Raw genomic sequence first — 25,610 nt, forward strand, 5'->3', positions numbered from 1 at the left:
CCACGACTATGCGCGGCCGCTCCTCTCGGCCAACTCCTTGAGCAGCTCGGCGGACGCCTCGACGTCGGCCTGCCGAGCCTGCCAGCTCCAGTTGCCCTCAGCGACGCCGGGCACGTTCATGCGCGAGCCGTCGTCCAGCATGAGGACGTCCTGCAGCGGAACCATCACCACCTCGGCGTCGGTGTCCAGGCACTCGTCCAGGAGTCCCCTCGCCATCGACTGGCCGCGCACCACGAAGCCCTGCCCGTCCGGGTCGTCCACCTCGAAGCTCTCCTGGCACCAGCCCAGGAGCGTGCTGGTGTCGTGCGTCGAGCTGTAGACGACCTTCTCGGGCTTGGGGTAGTAGCCCTGACGCACGTCCTCGTCGCTGAACTGGATCACGTCCATGCCCGGGAAGCCCGTGGCCGCGACCAGCGCGCGAACGGCCGGCGTGATGGTGCCCAGGTCCTCCGCGACGAAGGGAAGCTGCCCGAAGCGACGGCGCGCCGCGTCGAAGAGCTCGATCCCGGGCCCAAAGTTCCAGGCGCCGTCCAGGGCGCCCTTGCCCTGGGGGATGGTGTAGTAGGACGAGAAGCCCAGGAAGTGGTCCAGGCGCACGTAGTCATAGAGCTCGAAGGCGCGCTGGAAGCGGCGCATCCACCATGAGTAGCCGTCCTTGCGCAGGAAGTCCCAGTCGTAGGTGGGGTTGCCCCAGAGCTGCCCGCCCTTGGCGAAGCCGTCGGGCGGGGTGCCAGCCTGGAGCGCAGGGTATCCCCTCTCGTCCAGCTTGAAGACCTGCCGCTCCGCCCAGACGTCGGAGGAGTCGGCCGAGACGTACATGGGCATGTCCCCCACGAGCTTGATGCCGTGCTCCCGGGCATAGCGGTGCATGTCGTCCCACTGGCGCTGGAACTCGTACTGCGTGGCGCACTCGCGCATCACGGCATGGACGAGCTCCGGGTCCTTGCCGAGCGACGGATCCCACGTGCGGTAGCGCTTCGGCCACTCCTGCCAGGGGACCTCTCCCAGCTTCTCCTTGATGGCGCGGAAGGTCGCATAGGGGATCAGCCAGTCCTCGTTCTTCTCGATGAAGCGACGGTAGCTTGCCGTGCCCTCGAAGTCGGACCTGAAGCTGGTGTGCTCGCCCTCGACGCCCCACATGAGGGAGCGGTTGCCCGCGAAGGCCGAGAGGCCGGCGTACGGGGAGCCGAAGCCGTCGGTGGGATTGACCGGGAGCACCTGCCAGTAGCGCTGGTGCGCCGCGGCAAGGTAGTCGACGAAGCGCCGACAGGGCTCGCCCAGGGTCCCGGGCTGCCCCGGGTGGTCCCGGTTGGGAATCGAGGTGACGTGCGCCAGCACGCCCATGCCACGGTGCATGGGGGCCTGCAGGCGAACCCGCTTGTGGAAGTACAGGACCGAGGTGCCCAGCGGCCAGAGGAAGACCTCCGCCTCGCCGTCCTCGACCTTGGGCACGCGCCCGGACACGACGTCGTCCACGCGCTCGCCACGCATGGGCACGCGGACGCTATGGGAGCTTGAGAGGCTGGCGTTCGCGAGGACGCAGACCACCTCGTCGCCGTCCGTGCGCCAGAAGCCGAAGACGTCGTCGTTGAGCGCGAAGGACTCGAAGTCACCGTTCACGAAGACGGGCAGGGACTTGCGCACCGCGATGGCGTTGCGGTAGATGGTGGCGCAGTTCTTGTCCTCGTGGCCCCAGGGGAAGGCGGCGCGGTTGTATGGGTCGGAGTAGCCCTCCATGCCCGCCTCGTCACCGTAGTAGATGCAGGGCACGCCAGGCAGAGTCATCTGCAGGAGCGCCGCGACCCATAGCCTGCTCACGGCGAGGCTGCGATGGTTCTGGTCCAGGCGGAAGCGGTAGCGCTCCTCATCGCTCATGCCCGAGGGGTCTGGCGCGTCACCCAGGATGGTGAGCAGGCGCGCCCGGTCGTGGCTACCCAGGAGGTTAAGTGCGGAGTAGAAGGCGGTGCGGGGATAGTTCTCGCGCAGAGCCTCGAGCGACTCCGCCAGCTGACGCGCGCCGATCTTGTTGGTGAGAAAGTCCTCCAGGCCGGACCTGAGGGGATAGTTCATGGTCCCATCCAGCTCCGAGCCCTGGAAGTAGCGGCGAAGCTTGCCGTACGCCACCTTGTGGGAGGCGTCCTCCCAGACCTCACCCAAAAGCAGGGCGTCGGGAGACTCGGCGAGCTCGGCGCTCTTGATGTCCTCGATGAACTCGTCCGAGAGCTCGTCGGCGACGTCGAGCCTCCAGCCGCGCGCCCCGGCCCGGAGCCACTTGCGGATCACGCCGCCGCGGCCGCAGACGAAGTCGCGGTACTCGGGGTTCTCCTGGTTGAGGTCGGGCAGGTCCTTGACCCCCCACCAGCTCGAGCAGCTACCGTCCTCGTTGAACCTGAACCAGTCGCGGTAGCGGGAGCGGTCGCCGGAGCTGGCCCCCTTGCCACCGTAGTTGCCGAAGGCGTCGAAGTACTTCGAGTCGCGGCCGGCATGGTTGAACACGCCGTCCAGGATGACGGAGATGCCCCTCTCGCCCGCGTCCCTGCAGAGGCGCCTGAAGCTCTTGAGGTCGCCCAGCATCGGGTCGACCTTGAGGTAGTCCGCCGTATCGTAGCGGTGGCTGGAGGCCGCCTCGAAGATCGGGTTGAGGTAGAGGGCCGTCACGCCCAGGGCCTTGAGGTAGTCGAGCTTCTCGCGCACGCCCTCGAGCGTCCCGCCGTAGAAGTCCCATGCGGCGATGGAGCCGTCCTCGTTGCGCTGGTAGCGCGGATACTCGTCCCAGTCCTCGACCAGCCTGCGCTCCGGCCCCCTGCGAGGCTTGTCGAGCGCGTCGTGGACGCGTCCCTCCCAGTCCGAGCCGCGACGGAAGCGGTCGGGGAATATCTGGTACACGATGCCACCGGTGTACCAGTCGGGGAAGCTGGTGCGCTGCTGCTCGTACACGGTGATCTGGAACGAGGGGGGCTCCCCGTACGAGAACGCGCCCTCGCCGCAGGAGCGCTCGCCCGTCGCGCCATAGCGCCAAACGTCGCCGTTCGCGGCGGTGACCCTGAAGGAGTACCAGATGACCTCGGGCTCCTCGGGAATTATGGTCACGGAGAAGCGCAGGTGGTCACCCACCTGGCTCCGGTCCATGTCGAAGACGCGCTCGCCCTTCTCGTCCACCCAGACGCGCAGCTGCGCCGTCGCCTCCGGCTCGTCCCAGACGTCCAGACACAGCGCGACGGAGCCGCCCACGGGGGCGGCTCCGAACGGGTCTCTGTAACGGACGTCAGAGCTGATGTGCCTTGCCCTCACGTGCTCCGCCTATCTCTTGTGCTCAGCGGGCGATCTCTGGGTGTAGGTCGTGATAGATGCCCATGTACTCGTCCGCAGCCCGGCTCCAGCTGAAGTCGGTTTCCATGGCCTGCCGCTGTAGCTTAGCCCAAGCCTCCTGATCAGTCCAGAAGAGCTCGCAGGCAGAGAGGAGCGTGTTGGCCATCTCGTCGGCGTTCATGTTGGCGAAGCGGAATCCGGTGCCCTCGCCCGTGAACTTGTTGTAGGCCTCGACGCTGTCCTGGAGCCCGCCCGTCTCGCGCACGACGGGAAGCGTGCCGTAGCGCATGGCGATCATCTGGGAGAGTCCGCAGGGCTCGAACTCCGAGGGCATGAGCAGGATGTCGCCGCCGGAGTACATGCGGTGGCTCAGGGCGTTGTCGAAGGCGATGCGCGCGCTCATCTGGTCGCCGTAGGTCCAGTCGAAGTAGCGGAAGGCGTCCTCCTGGTCCCTGTCTCCGGTGCCCAGGATGGCCACCTGCACGCCCCGCTCCATCAGGCGGCTCATGGCGTAGCGCACCAGGCCGAGGCCCTTCTGGTTGGTGAGTCGGCCGATCATGACGACGAGGGGTCGGGTGGGATCCTCGGCCAGTCCGAGCTCCTGCTGGAGGAGGCGCTTGTCCTCCGCCTTGCCTGACATGTCGTCCACGGAGTACTTGTGGTTGATGAGCTCGTCGGTGGCGGGGTTCCAGGCGTCGACGTCGATGCCGTTGAGGATGCCGCGCAGCGATGCGGAGCGACGGCGGAATATGCCGTCCATGCCCTCGCCGTAGAAGGGCATCTGAAGCTCGCTGGCATAGCTCGGGCTCACCGTCGTGATGATGTCCGAGTAGCAGAGGGCACCCTTCATGTAGTTGATGGAGTCGCGGTCGCAGTAGAGCTGGCCCGCGGCCGTGGGGTTGTCGGCCAGGCCCAGGACGTCCTCGAGGACCTTGTCGGAGTATTGCCCCTGGAACTTGACGTTGTGCACGGTGAAGATGGTCTTCACGTTGCGGCAGGCCTCGGACGCCTGGTAGAACTCGCGGATGAAGACCGGGGCGAGCGCCGTCTGCCAGTCGTTGCAGTGCAGCACGTCGCACTGGAGCTCGGGCAGGAGCTCTATGGCCTCGCAGATCGCCTTCGAGAAGAAGGCGAAGCGCTCGCCGTCGTCGAAGTAGCCATAGGCCGCGTCACGCTTGAAGTAGGCCTCGTTGTCCACGAAGTAGAAGTCGACGCCGTGGTAGGTGAGCTTCTCTATGCCGCAGTAGACGCTGCGCCAGGCAAGGGGCACGTAGAAGTCCGCCACGTGGACCATCTGCTCCTGGTACTCCTGCGGGATGAAGGAGTACTTGGGCAGGATGACGGATGCCTTGGCGCCCGCCCGCCTGAGCTCGGCGGGGAGGGAGCCGGCGACGTCACCCAGGCCGCCCGTCTTCACGAACGGGACGGCCTCGGCTGCCGCGAAGAGCACCCGGATCTTTCTTCTGACCTGATCGGGCATGGCAATCACCTATTCAGCCGCCTTTTCCTTGATGAAGAGGGCATCCGGGGTACCCCTGAGCTCGGTACCCGCGGGAACGACGTTGTTGCGGTCGACGATCGCGTTCTCCACGCGCGCGCCGGCCTTGATGACGCAGGACTGCATGACGATGGAGTTGTTGACGGTGGCGCCGCTCTCGACGATGACGCTGCGGCCGAGGATCGAGTTGGACACGGAGCCGTAGATGCGGCAGCTGCCCGACACGCGGCTGTTGGTGACGCGCGAGCCGGTCTCGAACTTGGCGGGGGCGTTGTCATGGGCCTTCGTGCGGATGGGACGGTCCTTGGGGAAGAGCTCCTCGGTGGTCTGGGGGTCGAGGAGGTCCATGTTGGACTCGAAGTAGGCGTCCTTGTTGAAGATGGCCGCCACGTAGCCCTCGTAGTTGTAGGTCTGCACGTTGACGCGGGCGTAGTCGCCCGCCATGGCCTCGAAGAGATCAAGGTAGTCGGTGGCCTTGTACCACTCGAGCATCTGGAGGAGCAGGTCGCGGCCGACGACGAAGCAGTCGATGAAGGCCGTGTCGCCGAAGACGACTCCGTGCTTGACGCCCTTGACGCGGGTGCCGTCCACGTTGAAGCCCGTCACGTCGACGTCCTTCTTGGTGGCGGTCTTGGTGATGACGGTCACGTCGGCGCCGCTCTTGCGGTGAGCGTCCGTCACCTCGCCGTAGTCCATGTTGTAGACGAAGCTTGCGGACGAGACGACCACCAGGTCGCTCTTGCTGCGCTCGAGGAAGACCTTGTTGTGCTCGAGGTCGCGCAGCAGGAAGCGGGACCCGGTGCGCGAGGTTCCGAAGGCCGACCCGGGCAGGATGAACAGGCCGCCCTTCTTGCGGTTGAGGTCCCAGTCGCGTCCCGAGCCGACGTGGTCGATCAGCGAGCGGTAGTTGTAGGGCATGATCATGCCGACGGTGCGGATGCCACAGTTGACCATGTTGGAGAGCGCGAAGTCGACGACGCGGTAGCGGCCCAGGTAGGGCATGGACGCCACGGGCCTTGACTCCGAGAGCACGCTCGGATACTTCGTGGAGTAGTTGGCGGTGATGAGTCCGGTGAGCTTCTCCATGGCTACTCCTCCCCCTTTCCAACAACCACGTCATTCCCGATGACCGCGGTGTCCCTGGTCTGATCGACGCTTCCGAGCACGACGTCCTCCTCGACGACGGAGTTCTCGCCCAGGATGGCGCGGACCACGTGGGCCCCGGCCTTCACGCTGGCGCCGGGAAGGAGGACGGAGTCCTCGACGATGGCGCGCTCGCCCACAAAGCTGTCCGTCGAGAGGATCGAGTGGGCCGCCTTGCCGTAGATGCGGCTGCCGTTGCCCACCAGGCAGTCGTCGATGGAGCCGTTGGCACCCACGTACGCGGGCGGCCTGGTCGAGGCGTTGCTCATGATGGGGGCCTTGACGTCGAACAGGTCAAAGTCGGGGTTGGCGCCCAGGAGGTCCATGCTCGTCTCGTGGTAGCTCGAGATGGTGCCCACGTCACGCCAGAAGCCGTTGTACTCGTAGGTGTAGAGGCGCTTGCCGTCGGCCAGCAGCTTCGGGATGATGTCGTTCCCGAAGTCGTGCTCGGAGGTGCTGTCCACCGCGTCGGCGGTCAGGGTGTCCACCAGCAGCCTGGCGTTGAAGATGTAGATGCCCATCGAGGCGAGGTTGCTGTCGGGCTTGTTGGGCTTCTCGGTGAACTTGACGATGCGCTCGTCCTCGTCCTGGGTGATGATGCCGAAGCGGGAGGCCTCCTCCCAGGGCACGGGCATGACGGCTACGGTGAGGTCCGCCTCGTGGCGCTTGTGGTTCTCGAGCATGGCCTGGTAGTCCATGCTGTAGAGCTGGTCGCCCGAGAGGATGAGCACGTACTCGGGGTCGTTCTGCTCGATGAACCCGATGTTCTGGGTCACGGCGTCGGCCGTGCCGGCATACCAGGCTCCGCCGGTCTGGGTCGCGTAGGGGGGCAAGATGGACACGCCACCGTCGCTCTCGTCCAGGTTCCAGGCGCCGCCGGTGCCCAGGTAGGAGTGGAGCAGGTAGGGCCTGTACTGCGTGAGCACGCCGACCGTGTCAATCCCCGAGTTCGCGCAGTTTGACAGCGCGAAGTCGATGATGCGGTACTTGCCTCCAAACGAGACCGCGGGCTTGGCCACGTCCTTGGTGAGGACGCCGAGCCTACTGCCCTGTCCGCCGGCAAGAAGCATCGCTATGCATTCCTTCTTGCTCATGAAGCTCCCCTTTCGTTTCTGCGCTGCTGATTTACCCACCAATATGCCAAATGTCCTTGGCGTATTCCCCAATGGTTCGGTCGCTGGAGAAATAACCCGAGCGAGCAGTGTTCAGGACGGCCGCGTGGTTCCACACGACCCGGTCGGCGTAGCGGGAGGTGAGCTCCTCCCAGGCGCTGACGTAGGAGTAGAAGTCCTTCAGCACGAGGTCGTGGTCGTTGTTGACCATGAGCTCGTCGCGGACGCTCTCGAAGTTACCCGAGAGGTGCGCGAGGGTGCCGTCGGTCAGCTCGTCCACGATGCGGCCCAGGCGCTGGCGGTCGGCGTTGTAGAGGTCCCACGCCCAGTACTGGCCGCCGGCGCGGAGCTCGTCGACCTCCTCGGTGCGCAGGCCGAAGATCTTGATGTGGTCCTCGCCCACGAGCTTGCAGATCTCTACGTTGGCGCCGTCGTAGGTGCCCAGGGTGATGGCGCCGTTCATCATCAGCTTCATGTTGGAGGTACCGGAAGCCTCCGAGCCCGCCCAGCTGATCTGCTCGGAGATCTCGGCCGCGGGGTAGATGAGCTGCGCACTCGAGACCGCGAAGTTGGGGACGAAGGCGACGCGGATCTTGTCGTTGACGCGGGCGTCGCCGTTGATCGCCTCGGCGACCGAGTTGATCAGGCGGATGACCTCCTTGGCGAAGGTGTAGCTCTGCGCCGCCTTGCCAGAGAAGATGAAGGCCGTGGGCGTGGGGTCGAAGCTGGGGTCGCTCAGGATTCGGTTGTAGATGTCCATGATCTTGAAGACGTTGAGCAGCTGGCGCTTGTAGGCGTGGAAGCGCTTGACCTGCACGTCGAAGACCATAGAGGTGTCCAGCACCACGCCGGTCGTGCGCTTGACGTAGTCGGCCAGGCGCTGCTTGTCCCACCTCTTCGCCTTCTCGAACTCCTCCAGGAAGGAGGGGTCGTCGGCGTAGGGCTCGAGCTTGGACAGCTGGTTGGCGTCGCTCAGCCAGCCGTCGCCTATGGCGTTGCAGACGAGCTTCGCGTAGGGCGGGTTGGCATTGCCCAGGAAGCGGCGATGGCTGATGCCGTTTGTCTTGTTGTTGAACTTCTCGGGCGTGAGCTCGTAGAAGCCGTGCAGGGTCGTCGCCTCGAGGATGCCCGTGTGCAGGGCGGACACGCCGTTGACCGAGTGCGAGAAGATGACCGAGAGGTTGGCCATGCGAACCTGGCCGTCCCACAGAATGGCCGTCTGGTGCAGAATCTCCTGCCAGTTGGCGCGGTCGTGGGGGAAGTCCTCGCGGTAGCGGCGGTCAATCTCCTCGATGAACATGTAGGTGCGCGGAAGCAGCGAGCGGAAGGTGTTGATGGGCCACTTCTCGAGCGCCTCGGGCATGACCGTGTGGTTGGTGTAGCTGATGGTCTCGCGGGCGATCTTGAAGGCGAGGTCGAAGTCGACGCCCTTGTCGTCCACCAGGATGCGCATGAGCTCGGGGCCGCACATCGCGGGGTGCGTGTCGTTGGTGTGGACCGAGACGTGCTTGCCCAGGTTCTCCCAGTCGGGACCGTGCTTCTTCTCGTAGCTGCGCAGGATGGTCTGGAGCCCGGCGCTGACGAAGAGGTGCTCCTGCTTGAGGCGCAGGATGCGCCCGTGCTCGCCGGAGTCGTTGGGATACAGGATCTGCGAGATCGCCTCGACGTCGGAGCGGAACTTCATCGCCTTGGCGTAGTCTCCCGCGTTGAAGGCGTCGAGGTCGAAGTCCTCCTCTGCGGGCTCCGCGCTCCAGAGGCGCAGGTTGTTCACGGTCTTCCCGCCGTAGCCCACGATGGGCACGTCATAGGGGACCGCCTTCACCAGGTCGCCGCCCTCCTGGGTGAACCAGAAGCGGCCGTTCTCCTCGTGGCGCACGACGTGCCCGCCAAACTGCACGACAACGGCGCTCTCGTTCTTGCGGGTCTCCCAGGGGAAGCCATGCTCCAGCCAGTTGTCCATCTTCTCGACCTGGCGGCCGCCCTCGATCTCCTGGCGGAAGAGGCCGTAACGGTAGCGCATGCCGTTGCCGTTGCCGTTGATGCCCAGCGCGGCCATGGAGTCGAGGAAGCAGGCGGCGAGTCGGCCGAGGCCGCCGTTGCCGAGGCCCGGGTCGGCCTCCTGCTCGACCATCGTGTCGAGCGAGATCCCCAGCTCGGCGCAGCCCTCCTTGACGATGTCGCGGATGCCCAGGTTGAGCAGGTAGTTGTCGAGCAGGGGCCCGAGCAGGAACTCGAGCGAGAAGTAGTACACCTCGCGGCCGTCGCGCTCCTGGCCCGCGTCGAGGTTCCTGGTCTTGTTGGCGATGAGGGAGCCGAGCACGTAGTAGCGCTCCTGGTCGCTCATGTCCTCGAACTTCTTGCTGAAGCTGCTCTCGCAGGCCTCGCGATACTTGCTCACGAAGTCGGCCTTGTCCTTGAAGATCCTCTTGATGCTGTCTGCCATGTCCATCCTCTGTATGGGTTCGTCGCGGCGGGACCCTAGCCCGCGCGCCTGGCTCGCTCCCTACGCTACGCCTTCTTGGAGGCTGCCCTCCGCGGGGCCTTCTTTGCCGCAGGCTCCGCCTTCTTCGCCGCCGTCGACCTGCCCTTTGCGGGCGAGACGGGAGCGGCCTTCGCGCTCGCGGCGCTCGGCTTCGCCGCAGGCTTGGCTTTGGCTGCTGGCTTGGTCTTGGCTGTAGGCTTGGCCTTCGTCGCGGGCTTCTCCTTGGCTGCGGGCTTGGCCTTCGTCGCGGGCTCCTTCTTTGTTGCCGCCGGCTTCGACTTCGCGGCCGGGGCCTCCCTCTTTGCGGCGGCCGCCGCAGCTGCCTTGGGGGCCTCGGCCTTCTCCGCCGCCTTCATGGCGGGCTTGGCGCTCGCCTCGGACTTGACGGCGGCCTTCTTCGCCTTGGCGGGCAGGGGCCCGTCGTAGCGCAGCACCAGGCCTGCCAGCGGCGGAAGCCTGAGCTCGATGGACTGGTCGCGCATGTTCCAGGGCTCGTCCTCGCTCTCGAAGCGCACTTCCTCGTTGGTCACGCCGGAGCCGCCGAAGGCCTGCGCGTCGGAGTTGAACGCCTCCACCCAGTAGCCCGGCTTGGGGAGGCCAACCCTGAACTGCTCGCGGGTGTTGACGTCGAAGTTGATGAGGACCACCAGGTCGTCCTTCGGGTCCTTGCCATGACGGACGAACGAGATGACCGACTGGTCGCTGTTGTCGGCGTCAATCCACTCGAAGCCCTGCGCGTCGTAGGCGTGCTCCCAGAGCGCGGGCTGCTCGCCGTAGAAGCGGTTGAGCGCCGAGATGTAGTACTGCTGGTGCGCATGGCTCTCGTACTGGTCAGCCAGGAAGTACTGGATGCCCTCGTAGTAGCGCCACTCGATGAACTGGGCTATCTCGTTGCCCATGAAGTTGAGCTTGCCGCCCGCGTGGGTCATCTGGTAGAAGGCCAGGGCGCGCATGCCGGCGAACTGGCGCCAGTAGTCACCGGGCTGACGGGTGATGAGCGAGCACTTGCCGTGCACGACCTCGTCGTGGCTCAGGGGCAGCACGAAGTTCTCGTTGAACTGGTACATGGTCGAAAAGGTCAGCAGCCTGTGGTTGCCCGGCCGGAAGGGGAAATCGGTCTGGCAGTAGTGCAGGGTGTCGTTCATCCAGCCCATGTCCCACTTGAAGTGGAAGCCCAGGCCGCCGTCGGATGAGGGATAGGTGACCAGGGGCCAGGCCGTGGACTCCTCGGCGATCATCATGACGTCCGGGTGGTACTTGCCCACCGTGTCGTTGCAGTCCTGGATGAACTGGATGGAGGCGAAGTCCTCCTCGGTGCCCTTCTCGTTGAACTTCTTCTGGCGCGGGTCGTCGATGCCGAAGTTGAGGTAGAGCATGCTGGTGACGCCATCCATGCGCACGCCGTCGGCGTGGTACTCGCCCACCCAGTAGAGCAGGTTGGACACGAGGAAGGTCTTCACCTCCCCGCGCGCCAGGTCGAACTTGAAGGTGCCCCAGTTGGGATGCTCCTCCTTCTCGTACAGCTTGTCGCCGTTGAAGTGGACCAGGCCGTGCTCGTCACGGCAGAAGCCGCCCGGCACCCAGTCGAGGATGACGCCGATGCCGGCCTGGTGGCAGGCGTCGACGAAGTGCTTGAACTGGCGGGGGTTGCCATAGCGCGAGGTGGGCGCGTAATAGCCCGTCACCTGGTAGCCCCAGGACCCGTCGAAGGGATGCTCCATGACGGGTAGGACCTCGATGTGCGAGTAGCCCATCTTGCTCACGTACTCGACCAGCTCGTCAGAGAGCTCGTCGTAGCTCAGGTACGAGCCGCTGTGCTCGTCCGAGTCGGGGTCGCCGTTGCCGGCCAGCCCGTCGTCATGGCGCTTCCAGCTGCCAAGGTGGACCTCGAAGATGTTGAGGGGGGAGCCCAGCATGTCGCGCTTGGCACGCCCCGCCATGTAGGCGTCGTCAGACCACTCGTAGCCCGAGATGTCGGCCAGGCGAGAGGCGGTCCCCGGGGGGCACTCGGCATGGAAGGCGTAGGGGTCCGCCTTGTAGAGCAGGTCGCCCCTCTTCGTCCTCACGAGGTACTTGTAGAGCTGGCCCTCCTCGGCACCGGGGACGAACCCCTGCCACACGCCGCCGCTGGCAGTCTCTTCCAGGGGGCTCGCGTCGGGTTCCCAGCCGTTGAACTCTCCGATGACGCTCACGCCCAGCACGTCGGGAGCCCAGACGGCAAAGTGGAAGCCACGCCTTCCGTCCTCGGTGCATGGGTGCGCGCCCATCTTCTCGTAGCTGCGATACCAGTGGCCCTCAGCCAACATGTAGAGGTCGTCTTTGCTAATGGTCAGGTCAGGAGTGCGGACGTTCATATCTTCCTCCAGCTTCTTCAGCCTGTGCCGCGCCTTGCGGGGGGCAGTACCGAGAAATCTTCACAAGACGCCTATATATTCTAGGCCATAGCCTGGGTCGGCACCCATGGCTGCTTTGCCAAATCTGCAAGCGTGGCCAATATTTTGCGAGCCGACGGATATTGGGCGGCCACCATTTTGCAGGCCGATAGATATCGGGCGCCACCCCCCCTGGGGCAGGACGGCCGGCGGGCCGGCAGTTCGTCGCTGCGACCCCGCAGGCGCGTCCCTCTCGCCTAGAATGCGCTTAGCAAGGCGAAGGGAGAGGAACATGCCCCGTGAGTCGAAGCGCTCCAAGCGCGAGCGCGGCATCGAGGTCTGCCGCCGCATGGGAGATCTGTACCCCGACGTGAGGAGCGCCCTGGACTTCGACGGCCCCTTCACGCTGGTGATCTGCGTTCTGCTCTCGGCCCAGACGACGGACGTGGCCGTGAACAAGGTGACGCCCGAGCTCTTCCGCCGCTGGCCCACGCCTGAGGCCATGGCGGCGGCGGAGGTCCTCGAGGTGGAGGACGTGATTCACTCCCTGGGCTTCTACCACACCAAGGCCCGCCACTGCGTGGAGTGCGCCCAGGCAATCGTCGCCAGCTTCGGCGGCGAGGTGCCAGGCACGATGGAGGAGCTCGTGACGCTCCCCGGCGTGGGGCGCAAGACGGCCAACATCGTGCTCAACAAGGCCTTCGGCGTGGTGGACGGCATCGCCGTGGACACCCACGTGTACCGCATCGCCTCCCGGCTCAGGCTGGTCGACGCGCCGACCCCCGCACAGGCCGAGCCGCAGCTGCTCGACGTGCTGCCCCGCGAACTCTGGGGGCCCGTCAACGAGCAGTGGATCCACTTCGGACGCGAGACCTGCACCTCGCAGCGCCCCAAGTGCGACGCCTGCGCCCTGGTCGACCTCTGCCCTAGCGCCTTCAAGGCAAACGGCAAGCCCAACGCCAGGCCACGCCGTCGGAGTAGCTAGCATCAGCCATAGGGAGGGAGACGCCATGGCGGAGGAGCCAAGGGGCACTTCTGCAGTTGTGGGGACATCCGCTGCCCCCACAACCCCAACAATCCCAAGAACCTCGCTCGCGGCCTTGGCTGCGATGCCTGCATCAGGAAGAACCTGGCACTGGGCGAGGTTCCCACCTGCATCTTCAAGAACCTGGGCTCGATTGAGGGCTGGGACGACTTCTCCGTCGAGGGCTTCGCGCGCTTCGTGGCGGGACATCCACGGAGCCCCGAGGAGCGCGAGCGCTGCGCGAGGGTGGCGGCGGAGTTCGAGGCCGCGCACGCGGAGGGCTAGGCGCGCAGGCGCAGCCCTTCAAGATAAGACGTCCGCATGCGCCAAAGGACTCCCGGGCCGGCGGGTCGCTGCCGGTCCGAGGGCCTCGAATCATCTCGTGAGACGCCCCTCTCGCCCAGAGGGAGGCCTTATGCCGCAGCGAGCGCTTGGTCGAGGTCTGCGATGATGTCGTCCACGTTCTCGATGCCCACCGAGAGGCGGACGAGGTCCTCCGAGAGGTGCGCCGCCTTCAGCTGCTCGGCGCTGAGCTGCGAATGGGTGGTCGACGCGGGATGGATGATCAGCGACTTGGCGTCGCCCACGTTGGCGAGGTGCGTGAACAGCCTCACGTTGTCCACCACCCTTAGCCCCGCCTCGCGGCCGCCCTTGACACCGAAGACCAGCGCACCGCCAAAGCCGCCGTGCAGCAGGCGCGAGGCCGTCTCGTGGCTGGGGTCGCCCTCGAGACCCGAATAACGCACCCAAGAGACCTTGGGGTGCCCCTCCAAGAAGCGCGCCACCGCGAGGGCGTTCTGGCTGTGGCGCTCGACGCGCAGGGAGAGCGTCTCGATGCCAATGCCGATGAGCTGCGCCGCGTAGGGCGAGAGGGTCGGCCCGAAGTCTCGCAGCTTGTTGGCCAGCACACGGGTCGAGAAGGGGGCGGCAGGGGCGGCGTCCGCGAAGACCACGCCATGGTAGGAGGGATCGGGGTCGGTAAGCGTGGCAAACTTGTGCGGTGTCGAGCTCCAGTCGAAGCGTCCCGTATCCACGACCGCACCGCCCAGCGTCGCGCCGTGACCGCCGATCCACTTGGTGAGCGACTCGATCACCACCGCGGCACCGTCCTCTGCAGACCGGTAGAGATAGGGGGTCGCGAAGGTGTTGTCCACGAAGACCGGTAGGGGCTCGGACAGCGAGGAGGCCGCATCGACGAGAGCGGGAGAGAAGAGGGAGTCGCACGACCTGCGGGAAATCGACGGCCAGAATCGTCGCGGAAGCACGGAGGCTCCGCCCTCGCCCCCAGGGCCGGGGAGTCTCGAAGCGCGCGGGCATGGGACGTGGAGGCTTTTCCACATGACGCCCACGCCCTCGGCGCAGCCACCTACAAGGAAAGGGCCCGTCCCCCGATGGGAGACGGGCCCTTTGAAAGCTGTCGCGACACGATGCCGACGAGGCCGCGTCCTTAGTAGTTGACGGACTGCTCCTCGAAGTAGCTCTGCGGGTGGTTGCAGACGGGGCAGACCTTGGGTGCGGTGGCGCCGACGTGCAGGTGGCCGCAGTTCAGGCACTTCCAGACCTTGACGCCCGGACGGTCGAAGACCTCGCCCTTCTCGACGCGCTCGACAAGCTTGTTGTAGCGCTCCTCATGGGCCTTCTCGACGGCGCCGACCATCTTGAACTTGGCGGCGATCTCCTTGAAGCCCTCCTCCTCGGCGGTCTTCGCGAAGCCCTCGTACATGTCGGTCCACTCGTAGTTCTCGCCGGCGGCGGCATCCTTGAGGTTGGTCACGGTGTCGGGGACGTCCCCCTCGTGGAGGTACTTGAACCAGAGCTTGGCATGCTCCTTCTCGTTGCCGGAGGTCTCGGTGAAGATGTTCGAGATCTGGACGTAGCCCTCCTTCTTGGCCTTGCTGGCGTAGTACTCGTACTTGGTGTGAGCCTGGCTCTCGCCGGCAAACGCACTCTCGAGGTTCTTCTTGGTCTGCGAGCTCTCGAAGTCAACTGCCATGTGAACTCCTCTCCGAAGATGCGTGCGGGCCCCTCCCGCACGACGTCTCAAAGCAGCCGCGATAGGCGACTGCTTTGATGGTAGCACTCAGACGTGCCAAATGTCCCCTGAACTATGGCAAAAGCCCTCTCGCTCGAGCTCTTCGAGGAGCTCGAGCACCTCGCCTTGGGCCAGCTCGGCCCTGCCGGCCTCCGACTCGACGCGGCTCAGCTCTTCGGCCAGCACCCCGCATCCAACTCCGACCGCATGGTCGTCGGCATGAGCCAGCAGGATGCGCACGAGCTCGGCGCGCTTCTGGCGGTGCGATCCCTCGAATCTGGACTGCCGCACGTGAGCCGCCGACCGACGCGAGGGGTTGGGAAGGACCCGCTTGAGATGGGCGCCGTAGTCCAGGAGGGCGTAGTACCAGCTGCGTGGCGAGTCGTCGGGAAGCGAGGCGTCCGGGGGGCAGCACGCCTCCACCAATGGGACGAGGTCCCGGTCTCGCACCCCCACCTCCTCTGCGAGGAGCTCGTGCAGGAAGACCGAGCGCACGTTGGTCTCGAGGTAGACGCCTGGAAGGTCGAAGGCGAAGGCCCTGATGCCCGCCGCGGTCGCCGGACCTATGCCAGGCAGCGCCACGAGCTCCGCGTACGAGCGCGGCATCTCTCCACCGGCGTCGCTCACGGCCTGAGCGGCACGCCAGAGCGAGAGAGCGCGCCGATTGTAGCCCATGCCCTGCCACTCCTCCAGCACGTCGACCGAGCTCGAGGCAGCAAGCGCGTCGGGGGTCGGGAAGCGCTCGCACCAGCACTGCCAGCGACCGTCCACGCGGCTCACCTGCGTCTGCTGGAGCATGACCTCAGAGACCCAGATCTGGTAGGGGTCGCGGGTGCGACGCCAGGGCAGGTCGCGGTACAGCTCGGCCCCCCTCGCCCTGACCCGCTCCCTGAACGAGGCGAGCCCGTCACCGAGCTCGCCCTCCCACTCCAGGCGGGCGGCGCTACTCGTCATCGGAAGCCAGGACCCTGGGACCCACGACCTCGAAGCCCTGGCCCCCCGCCAGCACGGGGTGCTTGTGCTCGGCGACGACCTCATAGAGGGTCACCGAGGAGAAGTAGTCGCGCAGGATGCGCTCCGCCTCGCACCAGATCGGGTTGAAGTGGCAGGACGGCATGAAGGGACAGGGTCCGCCGTCGTCCCCGTTGGTGTCGCAGCTCGAGACCTGGATCGGCCCCTGGATGGCCTCAACCACCGTGCGCACCGTGGTCGCCTTGGGATCGACCGCGAGGCGCATGCCCCCATGCGAGCCACGCGTGCTGTCTATGATTCCGGCACGCACGAGGTCGTGCTGGATCGAGCGGGCGAACGAGTAGGGCACGCTGTTGTTCTCGGCTGCGACCCGAACCGAGACGATGTCGCCATCCGCGCGCACCAGCTCGGAGAGCATGCGCAGCGCGTAATCGGTCTTCCGTGAAATATCCACCTGTGTACCTCCCCTGCGAGCCTCGCGGCGTCCCCATCGCGCGCGGCCTACTTCCAGTCGAGCACCTCCCAGTCGCGGCGCTTGGCCGCATGCTTCAGCGTCTTGCCCGGGCTCACCGCGTAGGGCTTCTGAGAGGCGGAGAGCAGGTCCTCGTCGGAGTGGTGGTCCCCGTACGCATAGGCGATGACCCACCTGCCCGACCCCACGTGCTCGTCTGCCCATCGCTCCACGGCGCGGGTCTTCTCGGGCCCCGCTATGACAGGGCCCGCGACCTGGCCCGTATAACGACCTTGGGCGTCCACCTGCATGTCCGTGGCGACGAGGCCATCGACGCCCAGGTGGTCCGCCGCCTCGCGGGCGATGTCCAGGAAGGTGGCCGAGACGAGCAACGTGACGCAGCCCTCGTCCTTGCACTTCCGCACCTCGGCCATGGCTGCGGGACGGTAGCGCGGCAGTAGGACCTCGTCGTGGAAGGAGCGCATCAGGGCAGATATCTCCTCAGGACTCCGCTCGTCGAGGGCGTCGAAGATGACCTCCCGGGCCTCCTCCTGGCGCTGCGGGAGATGGAGCACGTAGCGTGCCCCCCACCAGCCCAGGCGCAGAGCCTGCGAGATCGAGAGGTAGCCACGGGCGAAGAGGTAGCGCGAGAAGAGCGAGCCCGACTGCCCGCTAATCGAGGTACCGTCGAAGTCGAAGACGGCCAGCCTCACCAACTCGTCGTCCTGTCGCCTTTCACCTGCAGCCACCAGAGCCAGCCCCCAATAGACGGTCAGGGGCCCGTCGGCCCCGGCACCAAAGCCCTCTAATTGTATGACATAAGTGCCAATTTTTGTCCCCCGCCCCACGGCTGCGGGACGAGGCGAGAGGGACGGTGGGTCCGACGGTCCGTGGCCCCGTGCGCATGGCCACGGACCGTGCAGCCGGGGCCAGCCCTTGCCGCCCTTCTCCCATAAGAAAAAAGCCCCGGAGACCGGGGCTTGAAGTCGCAAATGGCGGGATATGCGGGACTTGAACCCGCGACCTCCGACGTGACAGGCCGGCGCTCTAACCAGCTGAGCTAATACCCCGTTCACCAGGTGCGGGAGCTATTCTACACAGAAGCGCTTCGCCTTGTCCAGTGGCCCTGTGAAAAAAGTTCCCTCCACCATTCATGCACAAGCCTTACCTGTTTTGGCGCCTCCTTCGGGGCATCACCGACATGCGCCCGCATCGGCGTTCGGTGCACTAGCCCAGGGGGACGACCACCAGCCTGCCGTCACTCGTGTGGAGCCTCAGGCTGCTCCCCTGGAGCTCCACCGACTCTATGGATCCCTCGCCCCTCACCGCGTTGCCGTCGGCATCGGTCACCTGGGTCTCGACCGATCCGCCCCCAATCTGGTAGGCAAGGAGGTCCCAGCTGCCGTCGAGGTTCTCGGGCACGATCAGGGCGCCGTTGTAGAGGACCAGCTGGACAGGTACCCCGTCGAGCTCGAAGTAGACCGTCTGGGAGCTCCCGCCCTCAGGCCAGCTCACCAGCGCGTACTTGCCGCTGCTCTGCTTGCGCAGGGCAAAGGTCGTCCCGCGGTTGGTGATCGTCCCGTCCGCCTGGGTCTGGCCCTGCGCCTGCTCCTGCCGCGTCGCCGCGCTCCTGGAGGACGAGAGGGCCCTCCAGAAGAGGAAGCCGCCCAGGGCGAGCACCACGGCGACGGCCACCCCGAGGCCCACGAAGAGCTTGCGGCTGGTCTTGTAGCGTGCCTCTCGCCTTTGGACCGAGGGCTTGTGTGAGCCCTGCAGGCGCATCTCGTCGCCCAGGCCTATGCGCGTCCACGACGAGGTGGAATCTGCCGAGATCTTGGAGACGTTCTGCCTCGTCTCGACCGTCGCCCCCTGCCCAGCGGATATGCGCTGGAAGGAGCCCGTCTGGGCGGGGTCCACGCCAATGGGGCGCGGGGCGTCCTGCTCGGCGCTGGCGGAGTCGGGCTCCAGCTCATAGCCGTCGCGGGGGACGTAGCGACGCGCTGCGGGCTGGGCGTTGCCGGCAGAGTGCTTACCGTGACGGGGGGCGGCCCCGCTCGTGTGTTGTGACATGACAGACCTCCTCGCTCTGGCGTGCATCGTAGCGCACCGGTGCCGCAAGTTGTCGCTACAGCACCCGGCGGGCCTCAATGGCCCGCCCAAGGGTCACCTCGTCGGCGTATTCGAGGTCGCCGCCCACGGGCAGGCCGCTCGCGAGGCGCGAGACCTCGACCCCCAGCGGGCGTATGACGCGCGAGAGGTAGGTGGCGGTCGTCTCGCCCTCCACGTCCGGGTTGGTGGCCAGGATCACCTCGCTGACGGAGTCGTCGGCTAGGCGCTGGAGGAGCTCCTTCACGTGCAGCTGGTCCGGGCCGACCTTGTCCATGGGAGAGATGACACCCCCCAGCACGTGGTAGAGGCCATGGTAGACGCCGGTCTTCTCGATGGCGGTGACGTCGCGGGGCTCGCTCACCACGCAGATGCTCGCGCGGTCGCGCGAGCCGTCGGAGCAGACGTCACAGGTGTCGCGCGTCGCGTAGCTGAAGCAGATGGGGCAGAAGTGGACCTGGTGCTTGACCTGCACGATCGCGTCGGAGAGGCGTCGTGCCGTCTCCGCGTCGGACTCGAGCAGGTAGTAGGCGATGCGCTGGGCCGACTTGGGACCGATGCCCGGAAGCCGTCCCAGCTCGTCGAGGAGCCTCTGGAGGGCCCGGCCGTCGTTTGCCTCTCTCGGCATGCCTAGAACAGCCCTGGGATGCTCATGCCGCCCGTCACGCCCGAGAGCTGCTGGTTCGCTGCGGACTGCGCGGCAGAGAGGCACTCGTTCACGGCCGCGACGATGCTGTCCTGCAGCATCTCGACGTCCTCGGGGTCCATTGCCTCGGGGTCGATGGTGATGGAGTCGATGTGCATGTCGGCGGTTCCGCTGACCTTGACCATGCCGCCGCCCGCAGAGGCGGACACCTGGATGTCGCCCAGGCGGTCCTGTGCCTTGGCGAGCTCCTGCTGCATCTTCTGGGCCTGCTTCATCATCTGCTGCATGTTCACGGGACGTATCCTTTCATGGGCGCGCCGGGGCGCGGTCCGTTCGTGGTCGTGCCGCGGCGCTCGGGCCGCCCTCACATGGTAGCCGCGTCGGGCGGGGGCTCCCCTGGGCAGGGGGCGAATCCCCAACTACTCCGCCGCTCCCCCAGAGCCGTCGGGACGCTCGACGCGAGCCGAGACGCCGTCGCCGAAGACGTCGGTGAGCATGTCCAGGATGTCTTTCTGCTCGGGGGTGAACATCTCCCTGGGCTCCCTGGGGGCGGTCCCCGCAGCCGGCTTGGGCTTGGGCGCCGCTGCGGGAGCCGGGCTTGGGGCTGGCTCCCGCCTGGGCGCTGGCTTCGGCTGGCTGGACCCGGGGGCACCCGCCTGACCGGCGGTCTGCGCGGGCGCCACGGCCGACGGGGAAACCACGGGTCCCGTCTGGGAGACTGGCCCCTGGGGCGGCAGGGGTGCGGACGAAGCGGCCGCCGGGGCCTGGTCGGCGTCCTCTCCATACGCGAAGGCGGACGCATCGTCGTAGGGTACGGCCTCGTCTTCCCAGGGGGCCGCATAGCTCGGCCGTGCGGGCCGGGAGGGCGCCGCCGGGGCGGGAATCGCGGACGCCGAGGTCAGCTGCATGGCTTGAGCGCTGGGTGCGGCAGGCGCCGGCACCGGCGTGGGAGACGGCGCCTGAGCACGCACGGGAGCCGGCGCTGCGGCGGGAGGCTCGGCGCGGAGCTTGCGCGCTATGTCCGCACCAACCAGGCTGGACTCGGCAAAGACGAGCCTCCTGTGCCCAAAGACCTCCTCCACGGCAGTCCCGACCACCGAGCGGACGTCGTCGCGCTCGAGCATCTTGACCGAGAATCCGGAGCCCTTGGGCAGGTTGACCTGAAGGACCTCGCCGTCGTCCTTGAGGGCGGAGGACTGCAGGAGCAGGGAGCCGCGCGGGGGGTCGGAGGCGAGAAGGCCGTCGCACACCTGCTGCCAACGGCGCTGGAGCTCTCCCCCATCCGTGACCGCGGGGAAGGCGTGCGCCACAAGTCCCACGGTCGACGAGCTGGGCCGAGTGGGGGTAGCGGCCTGCGTCGGCCGCGCGGGGATGGGCTCCGGGTTCGTCGGTGCCGCCTGAACGGAGGCCGGCGCTGCTGCAGGCTTCGGCCTGGACGACACGTTTGGCTGGGCCGGGGCAGGGACGGCGGCCGACGCCGGCTGTGCCGCGGGCGATGGGGCGGATGCGGGAAGCTTCGTAATCCCGGGCTGGGCGGGAGCCGCCTGCACTGGCTGCGCGGGCCTCTCGCCCGTGGGAACGGACGACCGGACGGGGGCCGCCGGCGTCGTCGGCACGGGCCTCTCGCCTGTCGGCGCAGGCACCTGGACGGGGGCCACCGGCACGGGGGCGGCCACGGCACCCGCCGTCAGCTCCGCCACCCGCCGCTCGAGCTCGGCCATGCGGTCCGCGAGCGCGTCCAGCGTGAGGTCGGACTTGGGCCGCGCGATCCGGGTGAGCGCCACCTCGAGTACGAGCCTCTGGTTGGTGGCGGTCCTCATCTCCCTCGAGGCGTCCCCCATGATGCCGAGCGCGCGCGACAGTCGGTCCGGCGACCCGAAGGCAGCCGCCTCCTCGTCCAGAGCGCGCATCTCGTCCTCCGACAGGTCGACGACTCCGAGCCTCGCCCCGACGGCAGCGACCACATAGCAGTCGCGCAGTCGCGCGGCCAGCTCGCGGGAGAACTGCAGCAGGTCTCGCCCGGCGTCAACCAGAGTCGCCACCTCGCCAAAGAGCGCGGCGACGTCACGCCTTGCCAATGCGAGCGAGGTCTGCGCGAGCTGCGCACCCGACACCTCGCCCAGGAGGTCGCGCGCCGCCTCGGCCGAGACCTGTCCCCCGCCGAAGACCGAGAGCTGCTCCAGGGTGGAGAGCGCGTCTCGCATGCCCCCACGGGCGTGACGGACGACCAGCTCGAGGGCAGCCGGGTCGTAGCCAAAGCCCTCCTGCTGGCACACCTTCTGGAGCTGGTGCAGGATGTCCTCGTGGGCGATGGCATGGAAGTCGAAGCGCTGGACGCGGCTCAGGATGGTGGCGGGAATCTTCTGCGGGTCGGTGGTGCAGAGCACGAAGACCACGTGGCTGGGGGGCTCCTCGAGGGTCTTGAGCAGCGCGTTGAACGCCGCCGTCGTGAGCATGTGGACCTCGTCGATGATGTAGAGCTTGTAGCGGCCACGGACCGGCGCGTAGCCGACGCTGTTGATGATCTCCTCGCGCACGTTGTCGACGCCGGTGCGTGAGGCCGCGTCGAGCTCGTAAACGTCGGGATGCTCCCCGGCCGCGATGAGCCTGCACTGCTCGCAGCTACCATCGGGCAGCTGGCCTGCGCCCCTCTCGCACATGAGCGCCTTGGCGAGCAGGCGGGCCATGGTGGTCTTGCCCGTCCCGCGCGGGCCGCAGAAGAGGTAGGCGTGGCTCTGTCTGCCCTCGAGCACCGCGCGCTCCAGGGTGCCCACCACATGCTGCTGCCCCACCACGTCCGCAAAGGTCTGCGGGCGATACTTTCTATACAGGGATTCCATCTGACCTCCGCGCCTCTTGTCCGAGCCACAAGTATAGCCGCGCGGGGGCACGGTCATGTATGCCCCGGCCCGCGCGGGCGCCCCCGACTGCAGCGGCCCGCATTGAAGGCCCCGGAGCGGCGCGGGCGGTCCACGACTTGCGCCCCCTCCCCGTTCTCTATGCCTCCTCCTGACGTTCTCTATGCCTTCTCATGAAACTGCTGTCGTTCTCTATGCCGATTGCTGAAACGCACGCCGTTCTCTATGCCTTCTCCTGAGCTCGACCAAAATCTACCTGGGCTTTTGTCGAACGGCTTCAGGAAAATGCATAGAGAACGCAGGGGCGAGAGGAGCGCGATGACTTGGGTGCTGCGCAAGAGGACATGCGATGACGCACCTCGCGACCGGCGCGATTCGGGGCACAGCCCCGTGGCGCGAGCGACACAGGCCCCCACCTCACGGCCGGCGCGACACAGGCCCTACCTCGCGGCCGGCGCGATCCAGAACTTGAGCAGGGGGAAGCTCACCACCACGGCAAGGAGCGTGTTCACCACCGACGCCACCGTTGCCGCAAGCCCGCTGGACAGACCCAGCGAATTGACGCAGAAGTCCTGCACGTAGCCCGGAAGCACGAGGTTCACGACCACGATCAGCACGGCCAGCACGGCGTACTTGGGACCAGACTGTGCGAAGTCCGCGTCAGACCTGAAGACCAACCTCATCTGGACGAAGAAGTTCACCACCTGGGCGGCCACCTCGGCGACCAGGAAGGTGACAAAGGCGCCAAGTCCGCCGCCCGAAGACGGGTAGTTGAAGATGAGGAAGTGGAACTCGGTCGTGAGGCAAGCGAACACCGCTGTCCCCACCCAGGTGCAGGCGAAGCGCGTGGCCGTGGAGATATTGGACAGCAGGTTGAACAGGATGAACTGCCAGAGGCCCTCGTTCTTCCTCGTCCATTCCCCGAAGCCCATGAGCACGTCCCCTCTCGTCCGTCCACTCCGCTTGCGCCAGCTTACTTCCTCTTTTCGCCGACGGCCGCGCCGCTAGGTGACTTCCCTTGCCAGTCGACCGGCTTGAACCGCATTGCGAACCATGTTCGCGACGATGCCCACCAGCATGCGAAGCAGCCCGATGACCCAAAACCCCTTCGCCTCCATCACCAGGCCGTCGACGGCGGCCATGGAGAAGACCCCTCCGGCGTTCTTGGCAAGCGCCCTCAGGGGCATGTTCCAGATGAACAGCACGTTGAGGTTCGGCACGCCGCGGCGCTCCCCCGCCCTGCGCAGGAGGTTGAAAATGGACCAGAGCAGCCAAAGGAGCGGGCTGCGCCCGTGGATGAGGTCGCAGAAGCAGGTGTTGCGATCGATGGTGGCGCGCTCCTGCGGAATCGGCCGGCCAAGAAGCGCCGCGAACTCTGCGTCAGTGACCTCCTTGACCCTACCCGTCTCGTAGGAACGCAGGTCAAGGCCCTCATAGGGATTCTTGGCACCCGTTCCCGCAAGCTCGACCTGCGCCCTCAGGCGAATGTCCTCGCAGGAGGCTCCCACGCGCAGCTCGTAGACGCCCCCCTCGATCTCCCAGGACCCGGTCCCCACGTCGAAGTATCGGAAGGCCTTGTCATCCAGGGCAATGGTCACGCCCTTGGTCTCGCCAGGTTCCAGGAAGACCTTGGCGAAGCCCTTGAGCTCCTGCTCCGGACGGAACACCTCCCGCTTCGGCTTTGACACGTAGAGCTGCACGACCTCTGCACCAGCGCGTCTGCCGACGTTGGTGACGCTCAGGGTCACGACGTCCGCGGCAACCCTGGGCCGGGAGTATTCGAAGCGGGTGTACGAGAGGCCGTAGCCGAAGGGGAAGGCAACGGGCACGCCCGCGGTCTGGTAGTAGCGGTAGCCGACGTAGGGCCCCTCGCGATATGCGGCGACGTGACCCCCTGCGGGGAAGGTCTTGGCGGTCGGCGTGTCCGCGAGGCGCCTCGCCCAGCTCTCGGACAACTTTCCCGAGGGGTTCACGCGACCGCAGACCACGTCCAGCGCCGCGCTTGCCCCGGCCTGGCCCCCCAGGCAGAGGTAGGCGAGCGCGCGGGCGTCGTCCGCCCAGTCGCACTCGACCGGCGCGCCACCCGAAAGCAGCACCACGACGTTGGGGTTCGCCGACGAAAGCCGACGGAGCAGCTCCACCTGGTTCTGATTGACCCGCATGTCGTCACGGTCCATGCCCTCGGACTCGACCAGCTCGTCCAGCCCCATGCAAAGCAGGACGACCTCGGCCCGACGCGCGAGGTCGATCGCTGCGGCGGCCTTGGCGTCATCCTTGCCACCATGGCGCTCGTACCCCGGCTCGAAGCCCACGAGCTCGAGGCCGGAGCACCCGACGCACCCGAGCAGCGTATCGAGCCTGGTGGGGTTCACCAGGCTCGAGCCCGCGCCCTGGTAGCGAGGGACGCTTGCGAAGTCGCCGACGAGCGCGACCCTCGTGCCCGTGGCAAGGGGCAGGATGGGTCCGCCTTGTTCCGTGGCCTCGTTCTTGAGGAGCACGATGGAGTTGGCGGCGACGTCACGTGCGATGGCATGATGGTCCCCGACGTCGAAGGCGTCATCGGCCGAGGCGGTTGCGGCGCAGGTGGGCAGAATGACGCCAAGAGCCTCCCTCACGCGCTCGTCCACGACCGACTCCTCCAAGCGGCCGTCTCGCACGGCGGCAGTGAGCTCCCGCACGGGCGAGAGGCCAGGGTCGGGCATCTCGAAGGTCGATCCCGCGCGCACGCCCGCGACGTGGTCGTTGGAGCCGCCCCAGTCGGTGACCACCGCCCCGTCGAAGCCCCACTCACCGCGAAGGACGTCGGTGAGAAGCCCGACGCTTTCGTTGGCGTAGGTGCCGTTGACGAGGTTGTACGAGCTCATGATGCACTTGGGGCCACTCTCGCGCACCACGATCTCGAACGCCGTGAGGTAGAGCTCGCGCAGGGTGCGCTCGTCGAGGACGGAGTCCGACGCCTGCCGCCTCGTCTCCTGGCTGTTCGCGGCAAAGTGCTTCGGGCAGGCGGCGACGCCGGTCGACTGGATGCCGCGCACGTAGGCCGCAGCCATCTTGCCGGCGAGGTAGGGGTCCTCGGAGAAGTACTCGAAGTCGCGGCCGCAGAGGGGACTCCGCTTGATGCAGAGCCCGGGTCCCAGCACCACGTTCACCCCCTGGGCCAGACACTCCTCGCCCAGGGCGCGGCCAAGGGCCTCTCCCATGCCCGGGTCCCAGCTGTTGGCGACGGTGGCCGCCGTGGGGAAGCACGTTGCGGGCCTGCTGCCACCTATGCCCAGGTGATTGGCTCCCTCCGCCTGGAGGCGCAAGCCATGGGGGCCATCCGAGAACTGCATGGCAGGAATGCCGTATCGAGGCATTGCACGCGTGGTGAACGCGGAGCCCCCTGAGAGCAGGGCGCTCTTCTGTTCCAACGTCATGCGGCCCAGCGTCTCTTCGATCCTTCGAGCAAGCTCGTCTGATGTGCCCACGCAACCTCCCCGCACAACGGAATCCCCTCTCCCCACGACTTTAGCGGTAGGAGGGAGAAGGCGCGGCGGGTAGGTCGAGATGCCGGCGGGCGAGGTCCAGGCGCCCCACATGGCCGGCCGAGGCAATCGGATGCGGCC

18 protein-coding genes, 1 tRNA gene and 1 pseudogene are annotated in these 25,610 nt (G+C 66.8%); 2 read left to right on the plus strand and 18 right to left on the minus strand.

Going from position 1 to position 25,610, the window contains the following annotated elements:
- Window positions 1-6: 6 nt before the first annotated feature.
- The 6 genes from Q5923_RS03725 to glgB all read right to left on the minus strand — a co-directional run bounded on the left by Q5923_RS03725 (window position 7) and on the right by glgB (window position 11,898).
- Complete coding sequence (locus tag Q5923_RS03725; RefSeq protein ID WP_303132229.1) at window positions 7-3,291, minus strand: 4-alpha-glucanotransferase; 3,285 nt, start codon at window positions 3,289-3,291, stop codon at window positions 7-9.
- 22 nt (window positions 3,292-3,313) lie between these two features.
- On the minus strand, window positions 3,314-4,789 hold the full coding sequence (gene glgA, locus Q5923_RS03730) for a glycogen synthase GlgA (protein ID WP_303132231.1): 1,476 nt from the start codon (window positions 4,787-4,789) through the stop codon (window positions 3,314-3,316).
- Between the two features lie 9 nt (window positions 4,790-4,798).
- A complete protein-coding gene (gene glgD, locus Q5923_RS03735) occupies window positions 4,799-5,893 on the minus strand; it encodes a glucose-1-phosphate adenylyltransferase subunit GlgD (RefSeq protein ID WP_009278349.1) in 1,095 nt (364 codons plus the stop codon).
- A gap of 2 nt (window positions 5,894-5,895) precedes the next feature.
- The gene (locus Q5923_RS03740; protein ID WP_009278348.1) at window positions 5,896-7,044 is read right to left on the minus strand and encodes a glucose-1-phosphate adenylyltransferase; all 1,149 of its coding nucleotides are present in this window, start codon (window positions 7,042-7,044) and stop codon (window positions 5,896-5,898) included.
- A 31-nt stretch (window positions 7,045-7,075) separates the two neighbouring features.
- A complete protein-coding gene (locus tag Q5923_RS03745) occupies window positions 7,076-9,505 on the minus strand; it encodes a glycogen/starch/alpha-glucan phosphorylase (RefSeq protein WP_009278347.1) in 2,430 nt (809 codons plus the stop codon).
- A gap of 65 nt (window positions 9,506-9,570) precedes the next feature.
- Window positions 9,571-11,898, minus strand: a complete 2,328-nt coding sequence (glgB, locus tag Q5923_RS03750) for a 1,4-alpha-glucan branching protein GlgB (protein ID WP_303132234.1) — start codon at window positions 11,896-11,898, stop codon at window positions 9,571-9,573.
- A 310-nt stretch (window positions 11,899-12,208) separates the two neighbouring features.
- Between glgB and nth the strand changes: the two genes are divergently transcribed.
- Window positions 12,209-12,901 carry an endonuclease III gene (gene nth / locus Q5923_RS03755; RefSeq protein ID WP_303132236.1) on the plus strand — a complete coding sequence of 231 codons (693 nt, stop codon included), beginning with the start codon at window positions 12,209-12,211 and terminating at the stop codon, window positions 12,899-12,901.
- 51 nt (window positions 12,902-12,952) lie between these two features.
- Window positions 12,953-13,225 (plus strand): annotated as a pseudogene (locus tag Q5923_RS09555) (DUF6485 family protein); the annotation flags it as partial.
- Between the two features lie 128 nt (window positions 13,226-13,353).
- On the opposite strand, the gene Q5923_RS03760 reads toward Q5923_RS09555, so the two are convergent.
- The 12 genes from Q5923_RS03760 to Q5923_RS03815 form a co-directional block, all read right to left on the minus strand.
- Complete coding sequence (locus tag Q5923_RS03760; protein ID WP_009278344.1) at window positions 13,354-14,205, minus strand: PLP-dependent transferase; 852 nt, start codon at window positions 14,203-14,205, stop codon at window positions 13,354-13,356.
- A 182-nt stretch (window positions 14,206-14,387) separates the two neighbouring features.
- Window positions 14,388-14,933, minus strand: coding sequence for a rubrerythrin (rbr, locus tag Q5923_RS03765; RefSeq protein ID WP_009278343.1), 546 nt, complete (start codon window positions 14,931-14,933; stop codon window positions 14,388-14,390).
- Window positions 14,934-15,020: 87 nt separating this feature from the next.
- Window positions 15,021-15,926, minus strand: a complete 906-nt coding sequence (locus Q5923_RS03770) for an adenine glycosylase (RefSeq protein ID WP_303132240.1) — start codon at window positions 15,924-15,926, stop codon at window positions 15,021-15,023.
- Window positions 15,916-16,398 carry an Rrf2 family transcriptional regulator gene (locus Q5923_RS03775; RefSeq protein WP_062531571.1) on the minus strand — a complete coding sequence of 161 codons (483 nt, stop codon included), beginning with the start codon at window positions 16,396-16,398 and terminating at the stop codon, window positions 15,916-15,918. The genes Q5923_RS03770 and Q5923_RS03775 overlap by 11 nt, the downstream gene beginning before the upstream one ends.
- Before the next feature lie 47 nt (window positions 16,399-16,445).
- A complete protein-coding gene (locus tag Q5923_RS03780; RefSeq protein WP_303132243.1) occupies window positions 16,446-17,144 on the minus strand; it encodes an HAD family phosphatase in 699 nt (232 codons plus the stop codon).
- Window positions 17,145-17,388: 244 nt separating this feature from the next.
- Window positions 17,389-17,465: transfer RNA gene (locus Q5923_RS03785), tRNA-Asp, on the minus strand.
- A gap of 157 nt (window positions 17,466-17,622) precedes the next feature.
- Entirely contained in the window at window positions 17,623-18,465 is an 843-nt protein-coding gene (locus Q5923_RS03790) for a hypothetical protein (RefSeq protein WP_009278339.1), read from the minus strand.
- A gap of 55 nt (window positions 18,466-18,520) precedes the next feature.
- Complete coding sequence (recR, locus tag Q5923_RS03795) at window positions 18,521-19,129, minus strand: recombination mediator RecR (protein ID WP_009278338.1); 609 nt, start codon at window positions 19,127-19,129, stop codon at window positions 18,521-18,523.
- A gap of 2 nt (window positions 19,130-19,131) precedes the next feature.
- Window positions 19,132-19,440, minus strand: a complete 309-nt coding sequence (locus Q5923_RS03800) for a YbaB/EbfC family nucleoid-associated protein (RefSeq protein WP_009278337.1) — start codon at window positions 19,438-19,440, stop codon at window positions 19,132-19,134.
- Window positions 19,441-19,566: 126 nt separating this feature from the next.
- On the minus strand, window positions 19,567-21,987 hold the full coding sequence (dnaX, locus tag Q5923_RS03805; RefSeq protein ID WP_303132246.1) for a DNA polymerase III subunit gamma/tau: 2,421 nt from the start codon (window positions 21,985-21,987) through the stop codon (window positions 19,567-19,569).
- 458 nt (window positions 21,988-22,445) lie between these two features.
- Complete coding sequence (locus Q5923_RS03810) at window positions 22,446-22,937, minus strand: GtrA family protein (RefSeq protein ID WP_303132260.1); 492 nt, start codon at window positions 22,935-22,937, stop codon at window positions 22,446-22,448.
- Between the two features lie 72 nt (window positions 22,938-23,009).
- Entirely contained in the window at window positions 23,010-25,472 is a 2,463-nt protein-coding gene (locus Q5923_RS03815) for a glycoside hydrolase family 3 C-terminal domain-containing protein (RefSeq protein ID WP_303132248.1), read from the minus strand.
- Window positions 25,473-25,610: the final 138 nt, after the last annotated feature.

Source organism: uncultured Olsenella sp. (assembly GCF_959602185.1).
Taxonomy (GTDB): domain Bacteria; phylum Actinomycetota; class Coriobacteriia; order Coriobacteriales; family Atopobiaceae; genus Olsenella_I; species Olsenella_I phocaeensis.